This is a genomic window from Rhizobium ecuadorense (assembly GCF_001187535.1).
Lineage (GTDB): Bacteria > Pseudomonadota > Alphaproteobacteria > Rhizobiales > Rhizobiaceae > Rhizobium > Rhizobium ecuadorense.
Window position 1 is genome coordinate 53,921 of the sequence record NZ_LFIO01001164.1, and the last position, 13,214, is coordinate 67,134.

The following is a 13,214-nucleotide window of genomic DNA, read 5'->3' on the forward strand; positions in this document are numbered from 1 at the left end:
CGGGCTGCTAACGGATCAGGATAGCCCTGAAATCATTGACGTTGGTGCCGGTCGGGCCGGTTTCGAAGAGGTCGCCGACGGCGGCAAAGCCCGAATAGCTGTCATTACAGTCGAGCAGCCGACGCGGATCGAGCCCGGCGGCGCGCAGGCGCTTGACCGTGCCGCCATCGGCAAAGGCGCCGGCATTGTCTTCGGAGCCGTCAATCCCGTCCGTGTCGGCGGCCAGGAGATGAATGCCCTCTGCTCCGTCGACCGCAAGCGCCATGGCGAGCGCGAATTCGCCGTTGCGCCCGCCCTTGCCGCCCTTGGCTCGGAGCGTCACCGTCGTCTCGCCGCCGGAAAGGATGACGACCGGTTTCGAAAACGGCCTGTTCCGGCCGAGCACCTCGCGGGCGATTGCCGCATGCACCTGCGCTACGTCGCGCGATTCTCCCTCGATCGCATCTGAAAGGATGGCCGGCTCAATCCCCTGCGACTTTGCGAGCGCCGCCGCGGCCTCCAGCGACACGCCGGCAGAGGCGATGATGTGATGTTCGTGGTGTGAGAAGACCGGGTCGTCCGGCCGCGGCGCATCGGCCTTCGGCGAGTTTAGATGGTCGAGCGCTGCCTGCGGCAGCAGCAATCCATATTGCTTGATGATGTCAAGCGCATCGTGCCGCGTCGAACCGTCGGGCACCGTCGGCCCGGAGGCGACATGGGCCGGGTTGTCGCCGGGAATGTCGGAGACGATCAGGCTCACGACTCTTGCTCTGGTTGCTGCCGCAAGTCTCCCGCCCTTGATGGTCGAGAGATGCTTGCGCACGACGTTCATCGCCGAGATCGGTGCGCCCGAGGCAAGCAGCATTTCGTTGAGGGCGATCTCGTCTTCAAGGGTCAGCCCCTCCGGCGGAGCAGGCAGCAGCGCCGAGCCGCCGCCGCAAATCAGCGCGATCACCAGATCGTCTTCCGTCAGGTCGTTCACCGTCTCCATCAGCCGTCTTGCCGCGGCAAGTCCCGCCGCATCGGGAACAGGATGAGCGGCCTCGATGATCTCGACGTCGCGTGTCTCGCAGCCATAGCCGTAGCGTGTGACCACCAGACCCGTAAGCGGCCCGTCCCAGACGCTTTCGAGCGCCCGTGCCATCTGCGCAGCACCCTTGCCGGCGCCGATCACCACGGTCTTTCCCTTCGGCCTGTCGGGCAGGTTCGCCTTGATGCCGGTCAGCGGATCGGCGGCGCGTACCGCCGCGTCGAACAGGCCTTTCAGGAAATCGCGGGGAGCGCTTATCGTCATCGGTGGTCTCTGCTGCCTGGAGTGTCGATCATGATGCGGACTGTCTGCGCATGGGCGTGCCGGCGTCAAGGTCGAAGACGAGGCAATGTGGCGGCCTTGGACTGCAAATTCTGAATCCTCGAAAGGAACGGATAGAACGATAGAAAGCATTAACCATAGTCCCGTAGACAACGAACAGGATCAAAGGAACCTGTGTTCGATGGCTACTGAAATGACCTGCCGCCCCGCCGCCCCGAGTGAAGGCGTGGTGATTGCTTTTCCCTCCGGAACCGGAACTGCCAATATCGAGCGCTGCGCCCGTGAACTCGGCCGGCGACACGGCGCGGATGCGATCGCATTCTGGAGGGCCGAATGCCGCAGGCTTGCCGATCAGCTTCTGGCAGCGGGGATGCCGGAGAGTGACGTCGGCGAGCGCGTGCTGCAGTTTCAGCAGGATGTCCAGATCGAACTCGTCCTCAGCCATCAAAACGGGCCAGTGCCCAAGTCCCAAAACCGATAGCGTATTCCCTGGATGCGGACGGTCCCCGGCATAATGGCATAGCAGCCAGGCTGCTCCCGTTCTATCGCTTTACCGCAGCAGCCCGGCAGACCGAAGGGCGTCTTCAATGACCTTCTGAATGCCGCCGCGGTCGCGGCCCGTTGCAAATGAACCTGCGACGTTTTCCGGTTGCGTAGCGGAGGGTTCTGCATTGCGCCGCTTTTCGAACGAGGGAACCAGACCCCAGGATCTGGCAATTTCGACGGTCGAGGAAATTCCGACGTCAAGCATGAAGGGGCCGCTTGCCCCGTAGCCGGAGATGACATCGAGCGGCGTGCCGTGATCCATCCCGGCAATCGTATGGAGTTCGATCACCTCGACCCCATGAGCATCGGTCCAGACCTTTCGCTGATGTCGTCCGATATTTTCCACGCGCGCTGGCGAGGTGTCGACGCCGTGGACATTTTTCCATTGCTCCACGATTGCATTCGCATTGGATGGTGCGACGGTTCTGTCGGCGCTTCCCTGCCAGAGCGACACTGTCGGCCACGGGCCTTTGTGGCCTGAAGCTTTTCTCAACCGCTGTTCCAGTTCTTTGGCGCTTGGCCCGCCGTGACCGCGCATCCGGTCGAACGCCTCGGGAGCGGTCGCGGCACTGGCATAGGGCAGGCCGGCAATGATCGCGCCGCCGGCAAACACCTCCGGATAGGTGGCGAGCATGGCCGCAGTCATGGCGCCGCCGGCCGAAAGCCCGGTGACGAACACGCGCCTGCTGTCGATACCGTATTCCGCAATGACCTTTGCGATCATCTGGCGAATGGAAAAGACCTCGCCGTGATCCCGTCTTATGTCCTCCGGGTTAAACCAGTTGAAGCAAAGGTTGGGATTGTTTGCCCTTCGTTGCTCGGGAAACAGCAGCGCGAAACCATAATCCTCTGCCAATCGCGACCACCCCGACCCGATATCATAGCCTGATGCAGTCTGGGTGCAGCCGTGCAGGACGACGACCAGGGCCATGTTTTTTGCGCATTTCGACGGCAGGTATGTGTAGCCTCCCAAAGCACCCGGGTTTGCGCCAAATGCGCCCAAGGCGACCAGATCGGGATTTTCCTGTGCGGGGCGGGGGCGAATCGTTCCTCGCAGCGCAGCAAGGCGTGCGATAGTGTCTGACATAGATCTCATGAAAGTCTCCACCATCAGCTGCCGGGATGGCGGTGATGCCTGACTAAACGCGTCAGTCGGCGGAAAGTTGCTGCGCTGCACCATATTTTCTGAGTGGCCGGGTTTGCCGGCGAGCGGGCAACTCGCCGGTGCGAGGAACTTCGGCCCGGAAATGGCGTTGATGTTGTCGATTGTCAGCATGGATGCTGCGATCCAGCGAGGCTTTTTTGATGTCGAACAAACCCAACTTCTTCTCTTCCTTCGCAACCGTCGTCGCCGATTTGTCGGGAAAGCCGTTCACCTTTGTCGCGGCTTTGACGCTCGTGCTTGCCTGGGCGATATCCGGCCCCTTTTTCGGCTATTCTGAAACCTGGCAGCTTGTGATCAATACGACCACGACCATCATCACCTTCCTGATGGTGTTTGTGCTCCAGAACAGCCAGAACCGCGACGGCAAGGCGGTGCAGGCCAAGCTCGACGAGCTCATCCTGACCAGCCAGGCTGCCAACAAGTTCGTCGGTATCGAAAAGCTGGAGGAGGGTGAACTCAGGGAAATGAGCAAGACGCTTGCCGCGCAGGCAGAATGCGTCGAGGAAAAAGCGGATGAGAAATCTGCCGCAGAGGCAGCGTCCACCTGATGCGCGCTTCAGTTCATCGTTTCTGGTCGTGGTGTTGCTGACGCATTTCCTCGATGGCATCGGCATCTTTCTTTTCAGCAGCAATCCAGTGGTTTCTTGCCTTGCTCGATCGGATTAGTTCGTCGAGCTTGGTTTGCAGCGCCCTCATGTCCCGATTTTGGGAGTGCTGCACCAGCAGCAAAATGAAAAATATGATGAGCGTACCGACCATGTTGGTTAGCAGAAACCATTGCCGTGGGAAGGAAAAGTGCAGACCGGCTGCCGCCCACAGGACTGCGAATATGATCAGCGTCACAAGGACCGCGCGATGTCCTGCCCACAAGACGGCAAAGTCGGAGATCTGTCGAAAACGCCAGCGCATACGGCTCTCCACAGCGCACAACATGGAAGATGGAGCAGCTCGAAGCCGTTTCCATCACCCCGGCTCAATAAATGCGCGCTGCGAACAGCATAAAACCCGCGTTTCCGCGGGTTTTAGATGACGACAAGGCGGTCAATTCAGTTTGACCGACGGCTCCCGCCCCCAGATACGCAGTTGACCGAGCGCCTTGATAAAGGCCGCGACATCACCGGCCGCTCCGAGCGCAATCACACCCTCATCCAGTGAATCGGCAATGCCGGCCTTCTGCATCAGCGGCAGCGCTGTTTCCACATAGCCGATGAACTTGCAGTGCACGAAGGCATCCGACACGAAATCATGCGCCGTTGCCTCCTTCAGCAGATCGCTGCTTCCCGCCGACGAGGGCAGCAGCGCGACGGCGTCGTAGAGCACCGAAGGTCCGCCGTCGATCATCTGGTGCGCCTCAATCCAATTGCCGTCCGAGAGCGTGACGCCGCCAATCTTTGGCGCGATCACTTCGAATGTTGCCTTCTGCTCGGTGATTTCGGCAAGCAGCGCCCTGAAGATGGCGGCATCGGTGCCATCGGTAACAAGAATACCGAGCTTGCGTCCCTCGAACCGCTTGGGGCCGCGCTCGATGATGCTGAGCGCCGGCGACGGCTCGAGATCCTGGCGTGTCGGCATGGCGGCATCGGCGGGCTTCGGCATCGATTTGAAGCCGAGTGCGTGGCCGACCTTGCTGGCCAGCGTCTCATCGATATTCATGAGATGGGAGACCATGCGCTCGCGAATGACCGGCGTTTCGACCTTGCTCAACTCGAAGATCAGCGCTGCCGCGATATGACGTTGCTCCGGCGGGGTCTGGCTGATGAAGAACTGCCTGGCCTGGCTGTAATGATCGGCAAAGCTTTCCGGCCGCAATCGGACCTTGGCACCCTGCTCCTCGGCCGGGAAGTGGCGATAGCCCTGAACCGGCGATTCCCGCGGTCCCTGATTCCAGGAGTTCGGCTGGTAGTTGACCCGACCGACAGGATTGCGCATCGCCATGTGGCCATCCTGCTGGAAATTGTGGAAGGGACATTTCGGAGCGTTGATCGGCAGATGGGTGAAATTCGGGCCGCCCAGACGTTTCAGCTGGGTGTCGAGATAGGAGAAGTTCCGTCCCTGCAGGAGCGGGTCGTTGCTGAAGTCGATGCCGGGCGGAACGTTCTGCGTCATGAAGGCGACCTGCTCGGTCTCGGCGAAAAAGTTTTCGGGCATTCGGTCGAGCACGAGCCGGCCGACCGGTTTGACCGGCAGGATCTCCTCGGGAATGATTTTTGTCGGATCGAGGATGTCGAAATCGAAGCTATCGGCGAAGTCCTGATCGAAAAGCTGGACACAGAGTTCCCATTCCGGGAAGTTTCCTGACTGGATCGACTGCCAGAGGTCACGGCGGTGGAAATCCGGATCCGCACCGTTGATCTTGACTGCCTCGTTCCAGGCGACGGATTGCAGGCCGAGTTTCGGTTTCCAGTGGAATTTGACGAGGGTCGATTCATCGGCGGCGTTGACGAAGCGGAAGGTGTGAACGCCAAACCCCTCCATGAAACGGAAGGAGCGCGGGATGGCGCGATCCGACATGACCCACATGATCATGTGCATGCTTTCCGGGGTGAGGGAGATGAAGTCCCAGAAATTGTCATGCGCCGACTGCGCCTGCGGAAATTGCCTGTCGGGTTCCGGCTTGACGGCATGGATGATGTCGGGAAATTTGATCGCGTCCTGAATGAAGAAGACCGGGATGTTATTGCCGACCAGATCCCAATTACCCTGCTGCGTGTAGAGCTTGACCGCGAAACCGCGCACGTCGCGCGCCAGATCGAAGGAACCCTTGCTGCCGGCGACTGTCGAAAACCGGACGAAGGCCGGCGTCTTTTCGCCGGGCCGCTGGAAAACATCGGCCCGGGTATAGGCGGCCAGCGATTCATATGTTTCGAAATAGCCATGGGCGCCGTAACCGCGGGCATGCACGACCCGCTCGGGGATGCGCTCGTGGTCGAAATGAAAGATCTTCTCGCGAAAATGGAAATCCTCGATGAGGGCGGGACCGCGGGCGCCGAGACGAAGCGTATTCTGGTCGTCGGAAACGGGGCCGCCTTGCGCCGTGGTCAACACCGGCATGCCGTCTTCGGCAAACTGATGAAGCTCACCGCCTGCACCCCGGTGCAGTTTCTGATCATGAATCGTCGCATTGTCCGAGGGCGAGGTCTTCGTCTTCTTGGCCATCTATTTTCTCCGGAAAGGGTGTGACCTAGCCGAAGCTCAAAAATGGCCACATGTTCCGTTTGATGAGAAATAAACCGCCACTGAGGAAAGGGGCCGCCTGACGGCAGCAGATGATCCAACGACACCAAAGCCGGACTGCAGACAAAAATAGGGTGCGGGGCCCTTCAACCCCGCACCCCGGTTTCAATCAATCTTAGACACGAGGCCTGACGAGGAGATCTTCCTCTTCGTCGCGTTGCGATCCGCCGAACGCTGCGGCGGCCGAGGCGATGAAAGCCCCGACCAGAAGCGACAGCGAGCCGAGCAGGGCCGTGGTGGAAGCCGTCTTGCGTGCCTCATCGGCGGCCTTCTGGGCAGCGACCTTGGCATCGTCGATCCGCTTCAGCACCGTATCGACGCGGGTGTGTGCGTCGGCTTCGGATAGGCCGGTCCGCGAAGAGACGATGGTAGCGAGATAAGCCTTGTCGTCATCGGGAATCTGCCCCACGGCGGCGCCGTTGAGGAGGATGCGCGATACTTCGGATGTTGCCGCGGCATCATTCGATGTCGCTGCGGCGCGAGCCTGATCGGGGCGCAGCAACGCATCGGTGAAATAGGACGTGGAAAGATCCACCGGCGAGGTTGCCGACGATGCTGCTGCCGTACCGGCGGCAGTGGCGGTCGCTCCCACGGCCTGTGCGGCCGATCCCACTGCTTGTGCACCCGTGCCGGCCAGCGAAGTCAGCGACGATGCTAGAAACCCGGCGACGAAGACCGTCGCCAGAGCCCAGCTCAAGAAGCCATGCGCGGTGTCACGGAAGAAAACTTCATCCGTGTGGACGGCAGCCCATTTCGTCCGCAGCCGGCCGGTAATATAGCCGCCGAGCGCCGAAGAGAGCCACTGCACGAGAACAAGCCAGATCGCCGCCGTCACGCCGAGTGTCCCGAGCGAACTGCTTTGCCCCGACCAGGGCGACACCATCGTCAGCCCGAGCCCGGATCCGAGAAGCAGAAGGATGAGGGTGACACCTATCGCCGCGGCGGCGCCACCGAAGATAGGCCCCCATGTCATAGCCGATTTGGAGGATTCGACCGGAGTGGCAACCTCTCCGGAACCTGTCATTGAAACCGACATGATCTGTTCCTATCGCATAAACAGAGCCAGAAGAATGATGATAGGCAGTGGAACACCGAGCAGCCAAAGTAGAATACCGCGACCCATGAGAGACCTCCTGTCAAAGCCGACGTTACGTGGTTGGTGCCACTCAACTTTTAACCACGGCGTTTGTTCCCGGCCGGCGTGATCGTCGACGATCTTCAGACGCGGATGATGAAGATCGACGAAATCTGGGCGCTCGCGCTAACGCCAGCCGAGGCGCGCGCCTATATCTTTAAACTCAAGGTGGTCTGAGAGTGCGTTCTGGGGAAATACTCGGGTGGATCCCAAGGGGAGGCACTCATGGCTGCATCACGGCGTAGACGGGAGAAGCATCGATGAACAGATTTCGGGCATTTGCAGCAGCCGGCGCCATCAGCCTTGCCGCCATGATTTCCGCTTGCGCGACGCCACCAAATTCATATGGCAACGCATCGGGATATCAGCCGGGAGATTCCATGAACCCGGCCTGCGCCGACGGCTTCCGACCCGGCGACGGTCGTTCGTGCAGCTATTAAGGTGGTTGGCTCTGCCTGCCGGAGGCATCAGGTCGGCTTTTGGCGAACGCGCAATGTCTGGCCGGCAGGATCGCTCGGCTTCAGGCGTCCTTTCCGTTTGATGGTAGCCCCGACAAGAGCACCGCGCGCAATGCTCATCGCGCCGTCGTCAATGATCGAGAGAGAACGGCCACGTGATCTCGTGGCAGCGACGTGACGTCAATCTGCCGCCCGACCCCATTCTTAAGTTAATGGCAGTCGCGTCCTGCCTCAGCCTCTACATCATTCGACCGTCAACGCAAAGATGGCCGGTTCGTCGCTTGTTGCTTTCGTTAAAGGCGAACGCCAGGACGGCCCAGCCCTGGAGTAATCACCGTCGATAAAGGCTGGCGCCCCGCGGGCGTACGTGACGCTGTTCTCTTGCGACCTGGATCTTTGGATCTATTCCAACAATGTCACTTGCCCCGAGGACGCAAGGCATCGATCAACTGGTGCACTTTGTCGGTTGCGTAGACGATATCCTCTCGGGGCAAATGCACGGTGATTTCGATCTCCTGCCATCGGCCGCCATTATTTCTAGCGTAACTCACGGCGGCCTGTAGAGATTTGAATTCAACTGCGGGCGCGCCGGCGACCCAGAACTGCACGGTGCAATCGGCTTCGCAATAGTCGGAGAGTGCTTTGAGCGGGTCTAGGGCCATGCCGATGGGCTCTACACCTTTGGTGGTTCTTTGGCTACCGCAGGTGACGCGCCGCCGCTGTTTTCGAGTCGCGCAATCCGCGCCACATTGACGTGACCTCCGCTCCTCCAACACTGATGGCCGGCGCGATCACCATCCCTTCCGACACTGGGGCGCGGCGGCTGATGTCTTTCTGGAAATTTCCACAGAGGAGAGCCGTTCATGACAGGTTAATGCGTATTAACCCAGACTCGGGGCCTGAAAGGATGCGCCGATGAAAAAGCTTTTTCCCGCAGTCGCAGCCACAGTCTTGGCTGCATGTTTCGCCCTGCCGCTAAACGCCACGCCGATCACCGTGCCGAAACCGGTAGCAATGCACGCCGCCGACGTCGAGCAGGTCAAACACCGTCGCCACGGTAATGGACATGCGTATGGCCACTGGAAGAAAAGCCGGTACGCTTACCGCGACTGCCGGTACTACGGCTCGTGCTACCGTCCTCGGCACTACGGCTATCGTGATTATTACGGCTATCGCGACGATTACCCCTATCGTCGTCGATCAGGTGTGACCGTGTATTTCGATTTTTAGTCGGCAGTGCTCCGGCCCCTTGAAGCCGCCAACCTGACCTCCCACCACCACAGCAGCCCGTCGAGCTACCAACTCGCCGGGCGTTTTGTTTCCGGCGTCTGAACAAAGAAAAAGGCCGGGGCGAATGCTCGCCCCGACCTCTTTGATTGCATCAGCACGGTGCCAGTACATCCGTGGTCACCAGCAAAAGCTGTTCGATCGATTGAATTTATGCGTCTTGTGAATTTTCGCAAGGATTAGGGGGATGCTGATTTAGGGCTAAAAGTGAGAAGGAAACGCCTGTTTTCGGATTCATCAACGAAACAGGCAATTTCTTGAAAATGGCTCCCCGGGCCGGATTCGAACCGGCGACCTGTCGATTAACAGTCGAATGCTCTACCGCTGAGCTACCAGGGATCACTGCTTGGCGCGGTGTGAGTGGGCTAATACAAATGCTTGCCCGATTTGCCAAGCGGTTTTTTCAAAAAAATGAAATGAACTTGTATTTGGGTCGTCTGTGCCCATCTCTGGGGAATGACGAACCGGAATGAGCGCGAAGAGACGAGGGGCGGCGAAAAGCCCGGGAAGCGGGCAAGGCGCTTCGGCATCGATCATGCAAGCGGCAGACTTATGCTCGGCTCCTTCAGCATCGGCATGCCGCGCTCCCGCATCGCCCGGATGGCGATCGGCGTCGCCCTCATTCTTTGCGGGTTCCTGGGCTTCCTGCCGATCCTCGGCTTCTGGATGCTGCCGCTGGGCTTCCTTGTGCTCTCGCACGATCTGCCTGTCGCGCGCCGGCTTCGCCGACGGCTGGCGGTCTGGTGGCACAGGCGGGGCAAACCGGCTGGCTGAGAGCATCCGAGGAGCGGTCGCGGAACAGCGAATAGATTTTCGCCTCCGTGGCCTATGGATGGTAAAATACGAAAACGCGTCAAAATGGTCAGGTGAGGACATGAAGGCATTTTTTGTTGTCGCCCTGTCGGCGGCGGCGATTCTCTCAGGCATTCCCGCCCAAGCTCAGGCCATCGACAGCCGGGGTTTTGACGCTCGCGGCATCTGCCGCCGTCCGGAAGGCTGCATGGTCGATCACGGCCAGGGCGGCAGCTATAACGGGCCACGCAACTATCGCAATTTCAACGGCCGGAACGAGCGTGACGGCAATAACGACCGCGGCCGAAACGATCGCCGCTATCGCAATCAGAACAGAAGCGACACTTTCGACGGCCCGACTAACCGTCTGGCCGCAGGCCCTATCGCCGTTGAGCCGGGGGCATCGCCCACGCGAATCTAGTTGGACCTGAGTTCGCTTTCTTCGAAACCTCCGTTGGGGGCCTGATCGAGACTGGTCACCATCAGCAGGCTGCTGACGGCAAGGAGCAGGGCGAGCTTCAGCGCGTAGGAAAGGGAGAGCTGATGTCGGCTGGCCGGTGAGACGCGGGAAGGTGCAACATAATAGTTGTAGTAGAAGTGCGGATCACTGGTTTCCAGCAGGTTCTGGTAGACGTGCGGCGGAATGTCCGCATGTTTCACCGGTGGAGAACCCGGGAATTTTACATGAAGATCACGGCTGTCGGCATCATATGCCGCATGCGCGTGCTTCGATTTGAGGGCAGCCCAATCCATTGCAGCTCCTATCACCCTCCCGGTGGCAATATGAGGCCCGCAGAACGATCGTCAAGCTGACGATTTCCGAAATGCCCTCTTGCGATTTCCTTGCGATCATTCTAAACGCTCGCCACGGCTCAGATAACGAGCTTGTGAGGCCTCGTGGCGGAGTGGTGACGCAGAGGACTGCAAATCCTTGTACCCCGGTTCAATTCCGGGCGAGGCCTCCAAATCTTCCCACATGACACAATTCGCTGAAATGTACCCAAGCGACGACGCCTGAGGCGTAGCCTGACGCTCGCTGGCATGAGATTGCCGCCATGCGGGGAACTATCTTTGAGCGCGCTTGGGCGCCTCGATCACTTCAAGGTCGTTTCACCGTCCAGCAGCCCGCAGCAGAATATGCCGATGAGCGCTGCGATGATGAAAAAATCGAACAGCGTCAAATATTCGAAAATCGCAGACATGGCCTGCTCCTCCTGCTTTCCTCCGTTGAAGATCATAACATGAAGGGGCGGGGGATTCCACGTTTGCATTGGAGGGCCTCGTTGCCTCTGTGGCGCGGAAGAAGCGCCTGCCGGATTCTTTTCGTCGGCGGCTGCCAAGCCTTGAAAGCATCGGTGGCGGGGATTAAGAGACGAGGGACAGGAACCGCTTTCAAGAGCGAGAGGACATGATGGATTTCGAAGCAGCGCGCGCAAAGATGGTCGACACCCAGGTTCGCACGACGGACGTTACCTCGCATTCCGTGCTGACGGCGCTTCTCACGGTGCCGCGTGAGGCATTCGTGCCCGAGAAGGCGAAGCTGCTGGCCTACATCGACAACGATGTCGAGATATCGGCCGCCGCACCCGGAAAGCCGGCCCGCTTCCTGATGGAGGCATCGCCGCTCGCCAAGCTGCTGCAACTGGCTGCGATCACCAAGGATGATTTCGTCCTCGAAGTCGGCTGCGGCACCGGTTACACATCGGCGCTGCTGTCGATCATTGCCGGCTCCGTCATCGCGCTCGAATGCGACGAGGCGCTGGCCGCCGAGGCGAAGACGCAGCTCGCCGGCTACGCCAAGATCGAGGTGGTCACAGGGCCGCTCGAAAAGGGCTACGCTGCCGGTGCTCCCTATGATCTGATCTTCGTCAACGGCGCAGTCGAGGAGGTTCCGGCTGCTCTTCTCGGCCAATTGCGCGATGGTGGACGTCTGGTCACGGTCGAAGGTTACGGCAATGCCGCCCGGGCGAAGGTGTTCGTTGCCGAGCGCGGCGCCGTTTCGGAAAACGTCTTCTTCAATGCTTCGGTGAAGCCGCTGCCGGGTTTCGTCAAGGCGCGCGAATTCGTTTTCTGATCCCGTTTTCATCGATGAAGTCAGCGACGGGCGCCATCGGCGCCCGTTTCTCATTGCAGCGCCTTTTGGCGCTGTAGCAGTTTAAATCTACGCATCGCCGGAAAGCCTTCACAAACATCGTTTATCCTGACGCCGCCACCTCGCAAACATCGGGTAACAAAACTGTGCATGGCCTCATTCATTTGATTCGCGATGATTTTTTTCACGTCTGAGGTATTCTAAGGTCGCGGTGATTCGGATGACCGCTCCACATCGTCCGGTCGTTGTTTTTGGATAACGGGGATTGAAATGGCTCAGCCAAGTGTAGCGCGTGAACCGTCCATGGAAGAAATTCTGGCCTCCATCCGCCAGATCATCGAAAGCAATGAGCCCGGCGCCGGCAAGGCGATTTCCGCATCCCTGCCGCCGGTCTACGGCGCCGACGAGGATGAGAACGGCTCCGATATCCATCTGACGGTTGATGACACCTATGCCGGCGTGGAGTTCCCCGAACCGGCCATGCGCTCCTCCGATCCGCGTTTCGTCGCCGCCAATTCGGCCGGCACCGCCCCCGAACCTGAAGTGCCGGCCCGCGCCCTGTCGCTTGCCGATGTCGCCGCCCGCGTGCGCGCCGCCTCCGAGCGCAGTGCCGTGCAGGCCGGTCAGGCACTGCGTGAAATTCCCAGCGGCTTCCGCCAGCCCGAACCGCAGCCGGCCCCGATGCCGGAAGCACCGCGGGCAGCAATACCGCAGCCGCAGCCGATGCAGCCTGTTTTCCCCCCTGCTGCAGCGCCCGTTCCCCAGGTCGTGATCGAGCAGCCGGCCGAGCCGGTATTTGCGGACGCACCGCGGGTCGCAGTCGCCGAGGCGGCGCCCGCGATGGCCGAGCCCTTGCCCGCCGTCGAGAAGGTGCCGCCGGCTTTGGAACCCGCTCAGTCCTCGGCCGAAGCTTTCCTGCCGAGCCTTGTGGACGAGGTGCAGCCGACGCTGCTTTCGGAGGGTGCCGGTCTGCAGATCAGCCGCTCTTTCGAAGAGCTCGCTGCCGCGATCGACGGTGCTGAGCGCCGCTCGCTTGATGAGATCGCAGAGGATATGCTGCGCCCGATGCTGCGCGAATGGCTTGATGATAATCTGCCGACGCTGGTCGAGCGGCTGGTGCGCGAGGAGATCGAGCGCGTGGCGCGCGGCCCGCGCCGCTGATCGGATTGCTTTTTCCTGAAAAGCCGCTCCGGTCTCCGGGGCGGCTTTTTTAT

Annotated in this window: 17 protein-coding genes and 2 tRNA genes; 10 read left to right on the forward strand and 9 right to left on the reverse strand. The window is 60.2% G+C overall.

Annotated elements, in window-relative coordinates; all coding sequences use genetic code 11:
* Positions 1-7: 7 nt before the first annotated feature.
* On the reverse strand, positions 8-1,273 hold the full coding sequence (locus AF337_RS24945; RefSeq protein WP_049734245.1) for a glycerate kinase type-2 family protein: 1,266 nt from the start codon (positions 1,271-1,273) through the stop codon (positions 8-10).
* A gap of 199 nt (positions 1,274-1,472) precedes the next feature.
* Between AF337_RS24945 and AF337_RS24950 the strand changes: the two genes are divergently transcribed.
* A complete protein-coding gene (locus AF337_RS24950) occupies positions 1,473-1,772 on the forward strand; it encodes a DUF6074 family protein (RefSeq protein WP_049734246.1) in 300 nt (99 codons plus the stop codon).
* Between the two features lie 69 nt (positions 1,773-1,841).
* Here the strand turns inward: AF337_RS24950 and AF337_RS24955 are convergent, their stop codons facing one another.
* Positions 1,842-2,933, reverse strand: coding sequence for an extracellular catalytic domain type 1 short-chain-length polyhydroxyalkanoate depolymerase (locus AF337_RS24955; RefSeq protein ID WP_049734312.1), 1,092 nt, complete (start codon positions 2,931-2,933; stop codon positions 1,842-1,844).
* A gap of 209 nt (positions 2,934-3,142) precedes the next feature.
* On the opposite strand from AF337_RS24955, the gene AF337_RS24960 reads away from it, so the two are divergent.
* Positions 3,143-3,550 (forward strand): low affinity iron permease family protein, encoded by a 408-nt coding sequence (locus AF337_RS24960; RefSeq protein WP_049734313.1) that lies wholly within the window; start codon positions 3,143-3,145, stop codon positions 3,548-3,550.
* Between the two features lie 13 nt (positions 3,551-3,563).
* On the opposite strand, the gene AF337_RS24965 is transcribed toward AF337_RS24960, so the two are convergent.
* The 3 genes from AF337_RS24965 to AF337_RS24975 form a co-directional block, all read right to left on the reverse strand.
* On the reverse strand, positions 3,564-3,911 hold the full coding sequence (locus tag AF337_RS24965; RefSeq protein ID WP_049734247.1) for a low affinity iron permease family protein: 348 nt from the start codon (positions 3,909-3,911) through the stop codon (positions 3,564-3,566).
* 132 nt (positions 3,912-4,043) lie between these two features.
* The gene (gene katE / locus AF337_RS24970; protein WP_049734248.1) at positions 4,044-6,158 is read right to left on the reverse strand and encodes a catalase; all 2,115 of its coding nucleotides are present in this window, start codon (positions 6,156-6,158) and stop codon (positions 4,044-4,046) included.
* Between the two features lie 193 nt (positions 6,159-6,351).
* On the reverse strand, positions 6,352-7,272 hold the full coding sequence (locus AF337_RS24975; protein WP_049734249.1) for a hypothetical protein: 921 nt from the start codon (positions 7,270-7,272) through the stop codon (positions 6,352-6,354).
* 150 nt (positions 7,273-7,422) lie between these two features.
* On the opposite strand from AF337_RS24975, the gene AF337_RS46095 reads away from it, so the two are divergent.
* Both AF337_RS46095 and AF337_RS45610 read left to right on the forward strand, forming a co-directional pair.
* A complete protein-coding gene (locus tag AF337_RS46095) occupies positions 7,423-7,548 on the forward strand; it encodes a hypothetical protein (protein ID WP_280138867.1) in 126 nt (41 codons plus the stop codon).
* An 83-nt stretch (positions 7,549-7,631) separates the two neighbouring features.
* The gene (locus AF337_RS45610) at positions 7,632-7,811 is read left to right on the forward strand and encodes a hypothetical protein (protein ID WP_082336857.1); all 180 of its coding nucleotides are present in this window, start codon (positions 7,632-7,634) and stop codon (positions 7,809-7,811) included.
* 434 nt (positions 7,812-8,245) lie between these two features.
* On the opposite strand, the gene AF337_RS24980 is transcribed toward AF337_RS45610, so the two are convergent.
* Positions 8,246-8,491, reverse strand: coding sequence for a hypothetical protein (locus AF337_RS24980; protein WP_049734250.1), 246 nt, complete (start codon positions 8,489-8,491; stop codon positions 8,246-8,248).
* A 253-nt stretch (positions 8,492-8,744) separates the two neighbouring features.
* On the opposite strand from AF337_RS24980, the gene AF337_RS40795 reads away from it, so the two are divergent.
* Positions 8,745-9,059, forward strand: a complete 315-nt coding sequence (locus AF337_RS40795; protein WP_082336858.1) for a hypothetical protein — start codon at positions 8,745-8,747, stop codon at positions 9,057-9,059.
* Between the two features lie 321 nt (positions 9,060-9,380).
* Here AF337_RS40795 and AF337_RS24985 read toward each other — a convergent pair.
* Positions 9,381-9,455: transfer RNA gene (locus AF337_RS24985), tRNA-Asn, on the reverse strand.
* 117 nt (positions 9,456-9,572) lie between these two features.
* Between AF337_RS24985 and AF337_RS24990 the strand changes: the two genes are divergently transcribed.
* On the forward strand, positions 9,573-9,890 hold the full coding sequence (locus tag AF337_RS24990; RefSeq protein ID WP_049734251.1) for a hypothetical protein: 318 nt from the start codon (positions 9,573-9,575) through the stop codon (positions 9,888-9,890).
* A gap of 100 nt (positions 9,891-9,990) precedes the next feature.
* Positions 9,991-10,329, forward strand: a complete 339-nt coding sequence (locus AF337_RS24995) for a hypothetical protein (RefSeq protein WP_049734252.1) — start codon at positions 9,991-9,993, stop codon at positions 10,327-10,329.
* Here the strand turns inward: AF337_RS24995 and AF337_RS25000 are convergent.
* Positions 10,326-10,661: a KTSC domain-containing protein gene (locus tag AF337_RS25000; protein WP_049734253.1), complete on the reverse strand. Its 336-nt coding sequence runs from the start codon at positions 10,659-10,661 to the stop codon at positions 10,326-10,328. The two genes, AF337_RS24995 and AF337_RS25000, sit on opposite strands and share 4 nt — an antisense overlap.
* Positions 10,662-10,799: 138 nt before the next feature.
* Between AF337_RS25000 and AF337_RS25005 the strand changes: the two genes are divergently transcribed.
* Positions 10,800-10,873, forward strand: a tRNA-Cys gene (locus tag AF337_RS25005).
* A 443-nt stretch (positions 10,874-11,316) separates the two neighbouring features.
* The gene (locus AF337_RS25010; protein ID WP_190238081.1) at positions 11,317-11,982 is read left to right on the forward strand and encodes a protein-L-isoaspartate O-methyltransferase family protein; all 666 of its coding nucleotides are present in this window, start codon (positions 11,317-11,319) and stop codon (positions 11,980-11,982) included.
* A 50-nt stretch (positions 11,983-12,032) separates the two neighbouring features.
* Here the strand turns inward: AF337_RS25010 and AF337_RS43345 are convergent, their stop codons facing one another.
* A complete protein-coding gene (locus AF337_RS43345) occupies positions 12,033-12,188 on the reverse strand; it encodes a hypothetical protein (protein ID WP_160320346.1) in 156 nt (51 codons plus the stop codon).
* Positions 12,189-12,270: 82 nt separating this feature from the next.
* Here AF337_RS43345 and AF337_RS25015 point away from each other — a divergent pair, with 82 nt between their 5' ends.
* A complete protein-coding gene (locus AF337_RS25015; protein ID WP_049734254.1) occupies positions 12,271-13,161 on the forward strand; it encodes a DUF2497 domain-containing protein in 891 nt (296 codons plus the stop codon).
* Positions 13,162-13,214: the final 53 nt, after the last annotated feature.